This window comes from Paraglaciecola sp. 25GB23A, assembly GCF_040012495.1.
Classification (GTDB): domain Bacteria; phylum Pseudomonadota; class Gammaproteobacteria; order Enterobacterales; family Alteromonadaceae; genus Paraglaciecola.
Window position 1 is genome coordinate 16,681 of sequence record NZ_JBDYKM010000011.1, and the last position, 15,568, is coordinate 32,248.

The 15,568-nt window shown below is 42.2% G+C and carries 13 protein-coding genes; 10 read left to right on the plus strand and 3 right to left on the minus strand.

What is annotated here, in order from left to right; genetic code table 11:
* Positions 1–2,835, minus strand: a complete 2,835-nt coding sequence (gene uvrA / locus ABKW31_RS14495; protein ID WP_348617270.1) for an excinuclease ABC subunit UvrA — start codon at positions 2,833–2,835, stop codon at positions 1–3.
* A 198-nt stretch (positions 2,836–3,033) separates the two neighbouring features.
* On the opposite strand from uvrA, the gene ABKW31_RS14500 reads away from it, so the two are divergent.
* The 5 genes from ABKW31_RS14500 (at position 3,034) to ABKW31_RS14520 (ending at position 8,404) form a co-directional block, all read left to right on the plus strand.
* Positions 3,034–4,377: an MFS transporter gene (locus tag ABKW31_RS14500; RefSeq protein WP_348617271.1), complete on the plus strand. Its 1,344-nt coding sequence runs from the start codon at positions 3,034–3,036 to the stop codon at positions 4,375–4,377.
* Positions 4,378–4,388: 11 nt separating this feature from the next.
* Positions 4,389–4,970 (plus strand): single-stranded DNA-binding protein, encoded by a 582-nt coding sequence (locus tag ABKW31_RS14505; RefSeq protein WP_348617272.1) that lies wholly within the window; start codon positions 4,389–4,391, stop codon positions 4,968–4,970.
* 226 nt (positions 4,971–5,196) lie between these two features.
* On the plus strand, positions 5,197–5,928 hold the full coding sequence (locus ABKW31_RS14510; protein WP_348617351.1) for a glycosyltransferase family 2 protein: 732 nt from the start codon (positions 5,197–5,199) through the stop codon (positions 5,926–5,928).
* On the plus strand, positions 5,909–6,631 hold the full coding sequence (locus ABKW31_RS14515) for a VTT domain-containing protein (RefSeq protein WP_348617273.1): 723 nt from the start codon (positions 5,909–5,911) through the stop codon (positions 6,629–6,631). The genes ABKW31_RS14510 and ABKW31_RS14515 overlap by 20 nt, the downstream gene beginning before the upstream one ends.
* 24 nt (positions 6,632–6,655) lie before the next feature.
* On the plus strand, positions 6,656–8,404 hold the full coding sequence (locus ABKW31_RS14520; RefSeq protein ID WP_348617274.1) for a glycosyltransferase family 39 protein: 1,749 nt from the start codon (positions 6,656–6,658) through the stop codon (positions 8,402–8,404).
* A gap of 90 nt (positions 8,405–8,494) precedes the next feature.
* On the opposite strand, the gene ABKW31_RS14525 is transcribed toward ABKW31_RS14520, so the two are convergent.
* Both ABKW31_RS14525 and ABKW31_RS14530 read right to left on the minus strand, forming a co-directional pair.
* Positions 8,495–10,138, minus strand: a complete 1,644-nt coding sequence (locus tag ABKW31_RS14525; RefSeq protein WP_348617275.1) for a phosphoethanolamine--lipid A transferase — start codon at positions 10,136–10,138, stop codon at positions 8,495–8,497.
* A 94-nt stretch (positions 10,139–10,232) separates the two neighbouring features.
* The gene (locus ABKW31_RS14530; RefSeq protein ID WP_348617352.1) at positions 10,233–10,988 is read right to left on the minus strand and encodes a helix-turn-helix domain-containing protein; all 756 of its coding nucleotides are present in this window, start codon (positions 10,986–10,988) and stop codon (positions 10,233–10,235) included.
* A 377-nt stretch (positions 10,989–11,365) separates the two neighbouring features.
* Between ABKW31_RS14530 and ABKW31_RS14535 the strand changes: the two genes are divergently transcribed.
* Genes ABKW31_RS14535 through mshL form a run of 5 tightly spaced genes read left to right on the plus strand, consistent with a single transcriptional unit; the run spans position 11,366 to position 15,566 of the window.
* On the plus strand, positions 11,366–12,295 hold the full coding sequence (locus tag ABKW31_RS14535; RefSeq protein ID WP_348617277.1) for an MSHA biogenesis protein MshI: 930 nt from the start codon (positions 11,366–11,368) through the stop codon (positions 12,293–12,295).
* The gene (locus ABKW31_RS14540; protein WP_348617278.1) at positions 12,292–12,915 is read left to right on the plus strand and encodes a PilN domain-containing protein; all 624 of its coding nucleotides are present in this window, start codon (positions 12,292–12,294) and stop codon (positions 12,913–12,915) included. The genes ABKW31_RS14535 and ABKW31_RS14540 overlap by 4 nt, the downstream gene beginning before the upstream one ends.
* Complete coding sequence (gspM, locus tag ABKW31_RS14545; RefSeq protein ID WP_348617279.1) at positions 12,902–13,585, plus strand: type II secretion system protein GspM; 684 nt, start codon at positions 12,902–12,904, stop codon at positions 13,583–13,585. Before ABKW31_RS14540 ends, gspM begins: the two co-directional genes overlap by 14 nt.
* Positions 13,586–13,918, plus strand: coding sequence for a hypothetical protein (locus ABKW31_RS14550; RefSeq protein ID WP_348617280.1), 333 nt, complete (start codon positions 13,586–13,588; stop codon positions 13,916–13,918). It begins immediately after the preceding gene.
* The gene (mshL, locus tag ABKW31_RS14555; RefSeq protein ID WP_348617281.1) at positions 13,908–15,566 is read left to right on the plus strand and encodes a pilus (MSHA type) biogenesis protein MshL; all 1,659 of its coding nucleotides are present in this window, start codon (positions 13,908–13,910) and stop codon (positions 15,564–15,566) included. Before ABKW31_RS14550 ends, mshL begins: the two co-directional genes overlap by 11 nt.
* Positions 15,567–15,568 lie beyond the last annotated feature (2 nt).

Below are 15,568 nucleotides of genomic sequence, written 5' to 3' on the forward strand. Positions count from 1 at the left end.
TTACGGCTCCTTAAATAATAAGGGCTTTAAGAAACGTGCGGTATGCGAAGCCTCAACCTGACAAATATCTTCAGGCGTACCTTGAGCGACAATTTGACCGCCACCTGAACCTCCTTCAGGCCCTAAGTCCAGAACCCAGTCTGCAGTTTTAATGACATCTAAATTATGTTCGATCACAACGACAGTATTGCCGTGGTCACGCAGTCTATGCAAGACAGCGAGTAATTGTTTGATATCGTGAAAATGTAAACCCGTGGTTGGTTCATCTAGAATATACAATGTTTGACCTGTATCGCGCTTGGATAATTCCTTGGCGAGTTTAACCCGTTGCGCTTCGCCACCCGACAAGGTCGTCGCCGCTTGTCCTAGGCGCACATAAGACAAACCTACATCGATCAGTGTTTGTAGTTTGCGAGCAATAGCGGGAATGGCATCAAAGAAAGGTCTGGCTTCTTCAATCGTCATATTAAGTATCTGATGAATGTTCATGCCCTTGTATTGAATTTCTAAAGTTTCGCGGTTGTAGCGTTTGCCTTTACATACATCACATGGCACATAAACATCGGGTAAAAAGTGCATTTCGACTTTAATTACGCCATCACCTTGGCAGGCTTCACAGCGACCACCTTTGACGTTAAAGCTAAATCGACCTGCTTGATACCCCCGCGAACGAGATTCGTGGGTACCGGCAAATAATTCGCGAACCGGTGTGAAGATCCCTGCATAAGTGGCAGGATTAGACCGCGGTGTACGACCAATTGGACTTTGGTCAATGTCGACCACCTTATCCAAATATTGCATACCATCAATGCTCAAATATGGCGCAGGTTCACCCGTTGTCGCGCCATTTAATTCACGATGAGCAATGCGATAAAAGGTGTCATTAATCAGGGTTGATTTACCTGAGCCCGATACCCCTGTGACACAGGTCATTAAACCAATAGGCGCCCTAAAGGTTACATTTTTTAAATTATTACCACTTGCTCCCACCAATTCGATCCATTTGCTTTGGTCGATAGGTGTTCTTTTGCTCGGTATCTCAATACGTTCACGGCCAGATAAATACTTACCGGTCAGTGAATGCTCACTATTCTTAATGTCTTCTATAGTGCCTTGAGCGACAATTTGTCCGCCATGCACACCGGCACCAGGACCAATGTCGAGTACAAAGTCTGCCGCTCGAATCGCATCTTCATCGTGTTCAACCACGATCACGGTATTGCCCAAGTCACGCAAATGAATCAAGGTTTGTAGGAGTCGTTCATTGTCCCGTTGATGCAAGCCAATAGAGGGCTCATCTAAGACATACATAACGCCGACTAATCCTGCTCCTATTTGACTGGCCAAACGGATCCGCTGTGCTTCACCGCCGGAAAGAGTGTCGGCACTGCGTGATAAGGATAAATAATTGAGGCCTACGTTGACCAAAAAGGTGAGTCTGTCGTTGATCTCTTTAAATATTTTCTCAGCAATTTGCTCACGGCTGCCGGTTAAGCTGACATTTGCAAAAAATGCAACGGCATCAGCAATCGACATGTCAGTGATAGTGGGCAAAGGGGTATCACCAATAAAAACGTTTCTGGCCTCTAAACGCAAACGTGTACCACCGCAACTGGTGCAGCTTTGTTGACTTAAATATTTAGCTAGCTCGTCACGAACGGCGTTAGATTCAGTTTCTTTATATCGACGCTCCATATTAGGAATAATCCCTTCGAAGGGATGTTTGCGTTCCATGATATCGCCGCGATCATTGATGTATTTGAATTTCAGTGACGTGCCTTTGCTGCCATACAAAATTAAATCTTGGGCTTTTGCATCAAGCTCTTTGTAGGGTTTAGTTAGATCAAATTTATAATGGTCGGCTACCGCTTGTAGCATTTGAAAATAATAATAACTGCGTTTATCCCATCCGCGGATGGCTCCGCCTGATAAACTCAATTCATCATTAGCTAGGATACGTTGTGGATCGAAAAATTGCTTGGTACCTAAACCATCACATGTTTGGCATGCGCCCGCGGGGTTATTAAATGAAAACAAACGTGGCTCAAGTTCCGCCATACTATAACCACATTTTGGGCAAGCAAAATTAGACGAAAAAACCAGTTCTTGTTTACTGGGCTCGTCCATAAAAGCCACCTTCGCCGTGCCAGCCGATAGGTTGAGTGCGGTTTCAAATGATTCAGCCAGACGCAATTTTAGGTCTTCTCTGACTTTAAACCGGTCTACAACCACTTCAATGGTGTGTTTTTTATGTAAGTCTAAAGGCGGAGGATCGGTTAAATCACAGACCTCGCCGTCTATCCGTGCACGAATAAACCCTTGTGCGGATAAATTCTCCAGGGTCTTAACATGCTCACCTTTGCGGTCTTGTATGACTGGAGCCAACAACATCAATTTAGTCTCTGGCTCCATTTCTAGGACCCGGTCGACCATTTGACTAATAGTTTGCGCGTTTAAAGGTAGATGGTGATCAGGGCAACGAGGTTCACCAACGCGGGCATAGAGCAAACGCAAATAATCATAAATTTCGGTGATCGTCCCAACCGTCGAGCGCGGATTATGGGAAGTTGACTTCTGCTCGATAGAAATGGCTGGTGATAGCCCTTCAATATGATCGACGTCAGGTTTTTCCATCATCGACAAAAACTGTCTGGCATAGGCTGACAGTGATTCTACATATCGACGTTGGCCTTCCGCATATAAAGTATCAAAGGCGAGGGAAGACTTACCGGAGCCTGACAACCCGGTGATAACAGTCAATTTGTCTCGAGGAATATCTAAACTTATGTTTTTCAGATTGTGGGTGCGAGCACCACGAACTTCAATTCTGTCCATTTCTAACCAAGTTTGAGAGCAAAAGAGTAGTATTACATACTCTGCAAAACAGCTCTATGCCCAGTGTGATTATCTTTTACTGACTATTAAGTTTAGCCCCTTAAGCTTATTTTCGGCTATCGGTAAAGCCTCAAGTTATGCTAGAATCTCATGCCCAAATTACGCTTAATTTATCACTTAAACTGAATAGTAATTACTTTGAATTCAATTGAACTTCGCGCGGCATTTTCGCTCGCTTTTATCTATGTGCTGCGCATGCTTGGGCTATTTATGATTATGCCTGTCATGGCAGTGGCTGCGCGTGAATATCCTGATTATTCTGCTATGTTGGTGGGCTTGGCCATCGGAGGTTATGGCTTGACCCAAGCATTGTTACAAATACCCATGGGCGTGCTATCCGATAAGATCGGTCGAAAACCAATTATTATTTTTGGTTTATTGATGTTCGCCATAGGCAGTTTAGTTGCGGCTTTTGCAGATACCTTAGTATGGGTAGTCATTGGTCGTTTTTTGCAAGGCGCCGGGGCTATTGCGGGTGCGATCATGGCTTTAGCTGGTGATTTAAGTCGTGAAAAACAGCGACCTAAAGTCATGGCTATTATTGGTGTCGCCATCGGTTTTTCATTTTATATAGCCCTATTACTGGGGCCAACCATCGCTAATATTTATGGTTTAAAGGGCATATTCTTAGCAACTGGTGTGCTTGCCATTCTGTGTGTTTTTATGGTGTTGTGGGTTGTGCCAAACGCCAAGCATGTCGCACCCAAAGGCGACACACTGCCGGTTATTAAAGATATTAAGGTATTGTTGGCCCATCCACAGTTGATCCGTCTTGATATGAGCGTGTTGATTTTACACATGCTTATTACCCTGCTGTTTGTGCATATTCCGAAGTTTTTTGTGGCTCTTAATTGGCCTTTATCTTTGCATTGGCAGTTATATCTTGTGGTCCTTTTAGTTTCTATTGTTGGACTGGCGCTCATGATGGCCGCAGCTCGCAAAATTAATCAAGTAAGCTTGTTGATGGCTAGCGTTTTTGGCCTAGGCTTAGTGTTTGCTATGCTCAGTATTGAACATAGCTCCTTGCTATGGTTATTGGTTTTAGTCAGCCTGTTTTTTACCTGTTTTAACTACCTTGAAGCAAATTTCCCTGCCCTTGTTTCTAACATTGCACCAGCAGGTAAAAAAGGCTCAGCGATGGGGATTTATGCCAGTTGTCAGTTTTTTGGGGCATTTTTAGGCGGAGTATCTTCATCGATGATTAGCCAGTACTTTGGCTCTCAGTGGGTATTTGCGCTCGCAGCGGTGTTATGTGTGCTTTGGCTGTATTTAATCAAAGGTTTGCATAGTACACAGCGCTTAAAACGTTATACACTTAAGACTACTAGCCACAACGCCGAGCACACTCTAGGACAACTGAGTGACTTAGATGGTGTTGAAGATGCTAATTTTATACCCAGTGAAGGGGTAATTTACATTAAAGTGGATGGGCAAAAATTTGATATTCAGCGGGCTCGCGAGTCCCTGAATTTAGAAGAATAAGAGGAGTAAAAATGGCAACTAAAGGTGTAAATAAAGTAATTTTAGTCGGCAATTTAGGACAAGATCCTGAAGTCCGCTATATGCCAAACGGTAATGCAGTAGCAAATTTGAGCTTGGCCACCAGTGAAAGTTGGAAAGATCAAGCTGGACAATTACAAGAGCGTACTGAATGGCATAGAATTACCATGTATCGAAAATTGGCTGAAATAGCCGGTGAGTACCTGCGCAAAGGTTCACAAATTTATATTGAAGGAAAACTGCAAACTCGCAAGTGGCAAGACCAACAAGGTCAAGACCGTTACACGACCGAAATCATTGCTGATCAGTTGCAAATGTTAGGCAGTAAAGGCGGGCAAAGTGGCGGCCAATCTGAGGGTGGTTTCCAAGGGCAACCGCGTCAAGCACCCCAGTCTAATTCAGGTAATCAGGGCGGTTATAATCAAGGCCAGCCGAGCTATCAGAAAATGCCTAATCAAGGTGGCACTAATCAAGCTGCGCCTAATCAAGGCTTTAATCAAGCGCCAGCTGGGCAGAAAAATCAGCCGCCCATGGTTGAACCTGATTTTGATTTTGACGATGATATTCCCTTCTAGGCTCTGCCTAGAATGTAGCACGAATGATAAAGCCTCTAATTTATAGAGGCTTTTTGCTGTCTAATTCAGGCAGTTTTATGGCTATAGTTTTGACCATGCCAGATGCCGTTATTTACAGCTTTTATTGCTTGAATAAACGTGCGTAGTGATTTAATGATGACTTAAGTTTTCTTAAGTATTCTGTAGATTAATATAAAATTTAGAGCAAACAATGATTAAAAAGACGGTGGATGTTTCGGTTGTTATCCCGGCCAAAAACGAAGAGGAAAATGTCGCTCCAGTGATTAAAGCTATAGTGGCGGCATTGAGTAACAAAGTTTCCTTTGAAATTGTTTATGTGGATGATGGCAGTGATGATAACACCTACGCTGAACTGCAACGTTTAATGAGCCAAGGCATCGAACAAATTTACCCGGTTAAACATCGTTTTTCAGTGGGTCAAAGCACCGCTATTCACACTGGTGTCAAAATGTCGCGAGGTCAGCTAATAGTAACGCTTGATGCTGATGGGCAAAATGATCCCGCTGATATACCTAAATTGCTTGAACAAGCCATGTTACAACCGCTTGGGAGCGACTTTTGTATTGCTGGTTATCGAAAAAATCGCAAAGACACAAGTTGGAAGCGATTTCAGTCAAAAATTGCCAATAAAGTACGTAGCACATTATTACATGATGGCACCCCTGATACAGGCTGCGGCTTAAAAGTGTTTCCAAAAACCACTTTTATGAAATTACCTTATTTTAATCATATGCATCGCTTTTTACCTGCTTTAGTGCGCCGTTTGGGCGGTAAAATAGTTGTTGTCGAAGTCAACCATCTAGACCGTCAACATGGAGTATCTAAATACAATATGTTGGGTCGTTTAGGTGTGGGTCTAATTGATATGTTTGGTGTGATGTGGCTACAGCGCAGAGTAAAAATAGCTGAGGTAGTCAGTGTCGACCAAGATCACTAACACCCGACTGTTTGCTGCACCTTGGTTTAAGAGCAGTCTCATTCTTCTGCTAGTTTGTGCCTTGGTGGGTTTTCTTGTCAGCTTACTGCCCTATAACGAAGTGCTCAATAAAAACTGGGTTGACGTGCATATACGTAATAGTGGTATTACCGGCATGGTGATATTTCTATTAATTGGAGCGGGAGCTACCGCCCTTGGCGCTCCGCGGCAGATGGTTGCGTTTTTAGGCGGTTATGCCTTTGGATTTATAGCGGGTTGTTTATTGGCGACTCTGGCCACGGCGATAAGTTGCTTAGTCACTTTTAGTTTTTCACGTCAATTGGGCCGTCGTTTTATTCAACAACGTTTTGCGCGCAGAATTCAGCGTATTGACCGATTTTTGCATCACGATCCCTTAACCAAGACTATCGTGATTCGCTTATTACCTGTGGGTAACAACTTAGTGACTAACCTTATCGCTGGGGTTACCCATGTAAGAACTGCGCCCTTTGTCATTGGCTCCTTTATCGGTTATCTCCCGCAAATGGCGATTTTTGCTTTAATGGGTAAAGGCATAGTGGTGCTCTCAGCATGGAAAATTATCTTAAGTGTCGTGCTTTTTATCATTTCAGCAGTGTTGAGTCTGCGTCTGTATAAACAATATAAAGCTGCGCGTTTATTGGATGATGAATCCGTTGAAAGCGTTGCAGACTCGTCTGTTTAATAAATCTGAGGTCCACTTAAACTAATGAATTTGAAATCTACCAAGCCATCGTTGTTTTCGTTTAATTCAGACTTTGGTCATGATCATGTAAGCAACTTATATTGTTTGTTTGGCCTAGCCATATTGATGATTTTTATCGGTTTGGGCCTTAGAGATCCTTGGCCTGCTGATGAACCCCGTTTTGCCCAAATTGCCATGGAAATGGTGCATTCGGGGCAATGGTTTTTCCCAAGCCGAGGCGGTGAATTATATCCAGATAAACCCCCTATCTTCATGTGGTCGATAGCCCTGTTTTATTGGTTAACGGGTTCAATCAATATTGCATTTCTATTACCTTCGGCCTTATCTGGCCTGGTCACTGTTTATTTAGTTTACAGTCTGGGTCGCAAGTTGTGGACTAATCAAATTGGCTTTTATGCTGCATTGTTACTGATATTCAGTGTGCAGTTTACTCTTCAGGCAAAAACCGCTCAGATCGATGCCATGGTATGTATGTGGATCACCCTAGGTTGTTACGGTTTGGTGCGCTTCTTACTCATCGATGGTCTATGGCGCTGGTATTATATGGCCTGGTTTTTTATGGGAATTGGCGTTATCACCAAAGGTGTCGGTTTTTTGCCGCTGCTGATGTTACTGCCTTTTGCCTTATTACGTGGATTTAAAGTCCAAAACTGCCAAACCGGTGCGCCAAACATAGTAGGGCGTTGGCAGTGGGCCTTAGGTCCAGTTGTGATGCTACTTGCTATATGCTTGTGGTTTTTGCCGATGTTATTATTAGTTGAACATAGCCAAAATCCCTTGTTTGAAACCTATCGCGACAATATACTTTTTAAACAAACGGTCAAACGATATGCGGACTCATGGCATCATATCAAACCGTTTTATTATTATGTGAGCTCGGTAATACCGGTGTTTTGGTTACCTATCAGTGTATTGCTGCCTTGGTTAGTTGTGCATTGGAAACGGGCGAGTAAAGCGGGTGACTATCGCATTATTTTGCCTCTGGTATGGATAGTATTAGTCATCGTATTTTTTAGTATCAGCCCAGGCAAAAGAGGGGTTTACATCCTACCGGCTCTGCCTATGTTGGCTTTGATCAGCGCCCCCTATTTATTGGCGATACTTAAAAATAAATGGCCTAGTCGTATTTTATGGTTACTTGTGGGTTTGCTCTCCTTGCTGATGACTTTTTTGGCTATTGCGGGGTGGCTTGAGGTTAAAGCGAGTGTCAAACTTGTCGAACAATATCAAATTGAACCTTGGGGCTTTTTAGCTACTATTGGCCTAGCAGGGTTGGCTGTTTTTGTTATCACCTGGTGGAAAAAAGCGCAGATTAAGTTGCTGGCTTGGCCCTTATTTATTGCTGTTTTGTGGTTAGTGTATAGTACGTGGGGATATACCTTACTCGGAGAAGTAAAAACTCCAAAATCGGTGTTTGCAGAAATGTCTCAACTTATTCCAGATGATGCGCAATTAGGTTTAGTGGATTTTTCTGAACAATTTATCTTGTTTTCTCCCTACCCTATTACCCATTTTGGATACCACACCGATAATGATGAGCAGCTCAAAGCGGCGTGGCAGTGGCAAGCTGAGGATGCAAAAAATTATATTCTGATTAATGAAGCCTTGATCAGTCAATGTTTTGATAGCACACAAGCCTTAGACGCGGGTTATGCCCATCGTGTTCATTGGGTCTTGTTGGGGCCAAATAGTCGGCTACCACAATGCGACATGCCGAATGAAGTGGTCAGGCAATATCACTACAGCAATTAAACTTATTTGAAAGACGTCCTGAGCGGCATTACTGCCGCTTTTACCTTTTGTCTATGCCCGCCAATAAACAAGATTAAGCAGTTACAAGCCCTACTGAGCTTGTTTGAATTTGACCAAATTCGGTGCAGAGTTAAATTTCACATCTGTTTGAATGTCAAACAAAGAGATCAAGGTCTTAGCTAAGGCATCATGGGAATTAGCCTGTGTTGCCAACTCCCGAGTTTGCGTTAAATCAATGTTCGATCCATCATCACTCCACAATATGATTGGCACATGTGTCTGACTATCAGGCGCAAAGGCATAGGGCAATCCGTGTAAATAGATGCCGTTTTCACCCATTGATTCCCCATGATCACTGACATATAACATGCTGGTCTGAAAATCATCTGTATTGGCTTGCAGCAGCTCAATAATTTTTGTTAAAAAATAATCGGTATAAACAATGGTATTGTCGTAGGCATTTATAATTTCTTGATCGCTACAGCTTGATAGTTCAGCTGTTTGACATGCTGGGGTAAATTTCTCGAATTCTTTGGGATAGCGCTTGTAATAAGAGGGTCCATGACTGCCCATTTGATGTAATACAATAAATATATCTTTAGGCTGACGATTAATAAAATTCTGTAAGTCACCTAACATTCTGGTATCGCGACATTCATTTTCACATTCTGCATTTTTGTCTGCTGTCCTAAAATCTTCAAATAATTGCCGAATAGCCACACCTTTCGAGTCAGAATTATTATCACGCCACAACACACTTACGCCGGCCTTAGCGATAATATCAAGGGTATTTTGCGTGTAAGAAGCAGAGTCAATATCAAAGTCATCTTTTGCTAACAAAGAAAACATACAAGGCACTGAAATAGCGGTTGAAGTACCACAGGAACTAATCTGACTATAAGTAACAACGTTTGCCTGCTGACTTAACAGTGGGTTTGTCTCTCTAACATAGCCATTCAGGCTTAAATGATCTGCTCTTGCCGTTTCGCCAACCACCATAATAACTAATTTTTTACTTTTACTGTCTGGTGGTAACAAAGCATTGTCAGTCAGAATCACATAATCCTGTGGTCCTGTATTCTTAAACTGGCTGGCCATATATTTGCCGCCCGAATAAATAGCTTGAATAGGATTGATGTAATAACGCAGCTCTTTATGCTCACGAATGAAGCTAGTAAACTGAGCGCTGTATATGGCGATACACATGATAATCAGTAACAATGAAATACCCAAAGAAGCCGCCACAGATTTGAGCTTAACTAGCCATTTAGCTGAACCTAGTGTTGCCTTAATAGGCATCAGGCTCAGTATGACGATAGGCACAATCGCTAACAGCGTTAGTCGGAACAACAAATTCAAAGTCAATAAATCAGAGGCTTCAGCCATATTCGTTTGTAAGCTATTACGGATCATCTCTACGTCTATCACTATGCCAAACTTATCGGAAAAATAGCCGCATATTGCACTCAGTATCATCATCACGGCCACTGACCACTTCAGTGGCAATAGCAGGTAAATAATGCTGGTTATCAGAATGTTTAAGGCAAAAATAATCACCATAAGCGCAGATAAAAAGCCGAAATTATTATTAATTTCATATTCTTGAGCAAAATGCTCAATAAAACTGAAATTACTGGTGGCTGTAATAAAGAAGCTAGCCACTAAAATAAACATTAGAGGCGCGAAAGTCACACTGCGTAGCGGTGCTATTATCGAACGTTGGATGAAAGACATTGAATTTACTACTATTTGTTACGGAAGACTTTTGTTGAGCTTAAACTAATTGTTTTGTCTTAAGACAAGCTTAATAGATGCTTTAACTTGTCTGCTACTCAGCATCTTTATACAAGTTGTCACGTAATTGTGAAGGTAAGGTGCCAAACAGAGCTTTAAACTGTCGACTAAAATAACTGTGCTCCGAAAAACCGCAGCGATAGGCGACTTCAACAATTGGCAATTTTGTTTCAATAAGTAGACGTCGGGCATTTTCTAAGCGAATTTCATTAATAAATTGTTTGGGCGTTTTTAATAAATATTTCTTAAAACGCCGCTCCAATGCACTCACCGATAAAAAGGCAGATTGCGCTAATTGCTTGATACAAATATCTTTATGAAAGTTTTCTCGTACAAACTCAACCGGCGCTTTAATCGCATCTATGCTGGAAAGAACCTGTGAGGTGCGATTCATTAATTGGGTAAAACCGTAGGAACCAACGATATGCTGATTTTGATCATATAAGGGACGTTTAGAGGTAGAAAACCAGGCAAAATCACCTGTTTTCAGCATATTCAGTTCGATCCTGTCGCTAATAACCTGACCATTCATAACACTTTGATCATCATTGATAAATTGTTTAGCGATGTGGGGCGGGAAAAAAGCCATGTCTGTTTTGCCTAATACTTGCTGGAGTGAATGCCAGCCTATATGTTGCACAAACTTATTATTGGCATACAGGATCCGACTCTCTGCATCTTTAATCCAAAATATGATATCCGGTAATAAGTCGAACATCTGCAATATTTGGTTAATGCCCAATATTGCTTGCAGATCAGCTTGCTTATCTGGGGGGAGTTTCTCGTCCATCGTCTTGTTAATTTCTCTTATTCGAATACGCCGAATAGTTGGCATCGCTTTGCATTCAGTAAACCACTCATCACTAGGTTGGTTCAAGTCTCTTATACTTGTTACTCTAGCCTCATGGTTGTTATTGTGTGGGGAGTTTGCTGTGTAATAGCGGCTAGGTAAACGCAAAGTATAGCGAGTTTATTTTTAGCCTAAGCCGATAAAACACTGATCTGTATATATTATTAATAGCCGGGGTAATAGTGATGCAAGGCTGAAAATACGCTACCGATAATCTCAATACTAAGCTCGGAAACGATTTCTAAATAACTGATATAACTGGTACTTTTTCAATAACTTTGCTGTAATGATAAAAAAGTCAGGAACAAGCAAATCAAATGCAAATAGGGTGGCGAGAATATATTAAACGCCGGTTCACAAAAGCCTCTTCGTACCACAGTGTGGGTATAGAATACGGTATTAATGAGCTACATATTGCTACTCTGCAGCGTTTGAATGGTGAATTGACTTGGGTAAAACAACATAAGATTATTGGCGCTGATTGGGCCGCCCAGCTCAGCATTTATGTTAAACAACAGCATCTTGAAAACACTCAATGTTATGTCAGCCTATCCTTAGCCAAATATCAATTGCTGCAACTTGATAAACCGCAAGTACTCGCTAGCGAAATTACCCAAGCCTTACAATGGACAGTTAAAGAGCAGTTGGCCACAGACGAAGAGTTAGCCATTGACTACTTTGACTTACCTGCGGCGCCAGCCAATGCCAAAAAACTCAATGTCGTTGCTTTGGGTAAACAGGAGTTACGGCTGCTGCGTGATGCGGTGCTCGGCGCTGGTTTGCAACTTGCAGGCATTACCATAGAAGAACTATCAAATTGTAATTTGCTGGAGGCCAATGATCAGGCTGCTATTGTGCTGTATCAAAATGTGGGTGAGCAAATTAGTCTTAACATCGTAAAAAATGGCTTATTATACTTTTCGCGTCGTTTACGAGGTTATGAAAACTTAGCGAGTTTCTCGGCGCAAGAACTACAATTAGGTATCGCAGATAATCTGGCCTTAGAAATTCAGCGCTCGATGGATTATTTCGAAAGCCAATTGCGCCAAGCACCGATAAAACAGGTTTATTTATCACTTGATACTCTCTATCAAGCAGAGCTAACTGAATTGATTAAAGCATTAATATTTATCAATGTGAGCGACTTGAAGCCATCGATAAAACACAAAGAGGATTTGATTTTTTCAACTCAGGTTTATGCCAGCATCGGCGCAGCAATGGAAAATGTCAGTGAGATTGCTCGATGAAAACCAAGGTCAATTTATATTCGGCAGAATTTCAACCGACATTACGGTTGTTGTCTGTAGGTATTCTTTTGTCAAGTTGGTTACTGATGGTCGTGGTTTTACTGACATTCTGGGCGGTTAAGCTAAATCAGCAACAAACGCTCACAGACCAGCTTAATAAACTTAATCAGCAAAATGAAGAACAATCTACCTTAGTGGCCACCTTGCAAACGGGTTTGGCTAACCGTCAATCCGATCCATTATTGTTGCAAGAGGTGAATAAAAAAGTTTCAGAGTTGGGAGTAAAAAATCGGGTATTGCAGGAGCTGCAAGGTCAAGAAGACCTCAAAACTAATGGCTTTTCTACTCTTATGCTTGATTTGGCCAATCACCATCAAACGGGCCTGTGGTTAACGCAAGTTTCACTTGATGGCCATCAAGTTAAGTTAGTCGGTAAGACGCTTGATTCGTCCTTGGTGCCCTCTTGGATTAATAGCCTTGGCACGACCGCCTATTTCAAAGGACAAGAATTTGCCGAAACCCGATTGTTTCGAGATGCAGAACAACAATTACACTTTAGTCTTTCCAGCTCACCTAGCGAGGGCGCATTAGTGACAGAGGGAGGGAATGGGCGTGAATAATACCTTGCACAGCGAATTCGCCAAACTAAATACAAAGTTTGACGCTATTACCTCCCGCGAACAAATTATGGTACTTATCTGCGGTTTTATGCTGCTGGCTATTGTGTTGCATATGCTGTTGCTTGAGCCACAGTTGCTGAGTAATAACGCGTTAAAAGAAAATATTCAACGCAGCCAGAATGAGTCTCAATCACTGCTGCAACAAACCCAAGAGCTCAGTCAAGCCTTGCAGCTCGACCCTAACTTGTCAGTTAACACTCGTATCGCTGAACTGCAATTGCACATTATGCGAGTAGAACAACAGTTAGCGCTGTATACCGCCAATTTGGTTCCCGCTAATCAAATGCCCCGTATGTTGGAAAATGTGTTAGCCAGCTCAAGCGGTTTAAAAGTGATTAGTTTGCAATCCATTCCTCCTACCCCAGTGTTAAAAGTCAAAGAAAATGACTCTGTTGAACAAAACGCTGCAGGGGGCCTATATCGGCATGGTGTTAAGCTCATTGTTGAAGGACAATATTTTGATATTCAACGTTACTTAGCCAAACTTGAAGCACTTGACTGGCAATTTTATTGGAAAAAATTTGATTACAAAGTCAGTGAGTACCCTTTAGCCGTGGTTGAATTAGAAATATATACATTAAGTACTAATAAGGCATTCATAGGTGTATAAATGATAAAAATAGTCTGTCTTATGGTCTTACTCACTTTTCATTGTGGGGTGAGTGCGCAAGTCTTACCTGACCCAACTCGTCCTCAAGAAGCTAATAGTGCCGCCCGCAGCAGTGGGCAAGTTGATTCATTGTTGCTCTCAGCCATTTTTATCAGTGAACAGTCAAAACAGGCAATTATTAATAATAAAAGCTTTGTGGAAGGGCAGATAATTCAGGGCTTTACCATTTTCTCAATAGCCAAAAATAGGGTGGAATTGCGCGGTCCAGAGGGGCATAAAATTCTTCAGCTTATTAATAATGATATTAAAAAAGATGCTAACGATGATTTCTAAAATAATAGTTTTATTGGTATTGAGTGCAGCATTGGCTGCCTGCCAAAGTCCCCAAAAGTCTACGCAATCGAGTATTGCGATGGATTCGGCACTGGCTGAGTATCAAGCGCCAAAGATAGATAAAAGCCAAGAGCTAAGTGCCTTACCAGAAGCAGTTAGCCAAGCGTTGTTGCCAGATGTGGCAAGTGGCGATAATCCACTGTTTGGTCAAAGCAAATATGATATTAATGCCCAGCAAATTGATGCGGCCACCTTTTTTGCAGGCATAGTAAAAGATACGCCCTACAGCGTCGCCGTTCATCCTGATGTTACTGGCTCCATCTCGTTAGACCTAAAACAAGTGGCTTTAGACGAGGTGTTTGAACTGGTTTCAGAAATGTACGGTTATCAAATTGAACGGAAACAAAATATTTATCGCATTTATCCTGCAGGGTTGCGGACAGAGACGTTTGCGGTTAATTATTTATTGATGAAGCGCGATGGTATTACTCAAACCAGTATTACCTCTGGCGGTGTGTCTCAACAACAAGGCAATAATAGCAGTAGTTCGCAAAATAATTTTTCCGGCAACTCCAGTGGCAATAACAACAGCAGTAATAACAGTAATAACCTAAATGGCAGCAACAATGCCAATGGCACCAATATATCCACTCGGACTGAAACGGACTTTTGGACTGAATTATTGACCACGCTAAAGTCAATGATCGGTATTGCTGAGGGTAAAACCGTAACGGTTACTCCTCAAGCAGGCCTTGTTACGGTTAGAGCTATGCCCGATGAAATCCGGGCGATTAAGCATTTTTTACAGGTTTCTGAAGAGATTATTCAGCGCCAAGTGATACTCGAGGCGCGCATCATAGAAGTTTCCTTAAGTGATGGGTATCAACAAGGCATTAATTGGGGACAAATACTGGCCAATGTGGGCAGCACTGAGTTTCAGTACTCAACGTCTTCAGGCAGCATTGGCGACAATATTAGTGCTGCGTTAGGCAATATCACCAGTCTGTCTTTTGTTAATAAAGACTTTTCGGGTGTCCTGTCATTATTAGCAACCCAAGGCAATGTGCAGGTTTTATCAAGCCCTAGGGTGACGGCCGTTAATAATCAAAAAGCGGTGATTAAAGTGGGCGATGATGAATATTTTGTCACCGACGTATCAAGCCAAAGCACTATCTCCGCGAGTACCACCTCTGTCGTACCGAATATTGAATTGACCCCCTTCTTTTCTGGCATTGCCCTCGATGTTACCCCGCAGATCGATAAAGACGGTGTGGTTCTGTTGCATGTGCATCCTTCAGTCATTGAAACGCAAGAACAAGAAAAAATAGTGACGCTAAATCAAGAGCAATATATTTTGCCTTTAGCGCAAAGTAATATTCGTGAGTCTGACACTATTATCCGCGCCCGTTCAGGCGAAATTGTGGTGATAGGCGGTTTAATGCAGTCGATGATTACCGATTCAGAATCGAAAACCCCGCTACTAGGTGATATTCCATTTTTCGGAAACTTATTTAAATCGATAAAACAGACCGAGGTAAAAAAAGAGTTAGTTATTTTGCTAAAACCAACCGTGGTTGATGCCCAAACATGGCGAAATCAGTTACAACGTAGCCGCGACCAAATGGCCGATTGGTTGCACGTGGAGTAACT

Excerpts from the sequence above, each read along its gene's own strand:
- uvrA (WP_348617270.1), bottom strand. The coding sequence starts at position 2,835 with ATGGACAGAATTGAAGTTCGTGGTGCTCGCACCCACAATCTGAAAAAC.
- ABKW31_RS14505 (WP_348617272.1), top strand. The coding sequence starts at position 4,389 with ATGGCAACTAAAGGTGTAAATAAAGTAATTTTAGTCGGCAATTTAGGA.
- ABKW31_RS14520 (WP_348617274.1), top strand. The coding sequence starts at position 6,656 with ATGAATTTGAAATCTACCAAGCCATCGTTGTTTTCGTTTAATTCAGAC.
- ABKW31_RS14525 (WP_348617275.1), bottom strand. The coding sequence starts at position 10,138 with ATGTCTTTCATCCAACGTTCGATAATAGCACCGCTACGCAGTGTGACT.
- ABKW31_RS14530 (WP_348617352.1), bottom strand. The coding sequence starts at position 10,988 with ATGGACGAGAAACTCCCCCCAGATAAGCAAGCTGATCTGCAAGCAATA.
- ABKW31_RS14535 (WP_348617277.1), top strand. The coding sequence starts at position 11,366 with ATGCAAATAGGGTGGCGAGAATATATTAAACGCCGGTTCACAAAAGCC.
- ABKW31_RS14540 (WP_348617278.1), top strand. The coding sequence starts at position 12,292 with ATGAAAACCAAGGTCAATTTATATTCGGCAGAATTTCAACCGACATTA.
- gspM (WP_348617279.1), top strand. The coding sequence starts at position 12,902 with ATGGGCGTGAATAATACCTTGCACAGCGAATTCGCCAAACTAAATACA.
- ABKW31_RS14550 (WP_348617280.1), top strand. The coding sequence starts at position 13,586 with ATGATAAAAATAGTCTGTCTTATGGTCTTACTCACTTTTCATTGTGGG.
- mshL (WP_348617281.1), top strand. The coding sequence starts at position 13,908 with ATGATTTCTAAAATAATAGTTTTATTGGTATTGAGTGCAGCATTGGCT.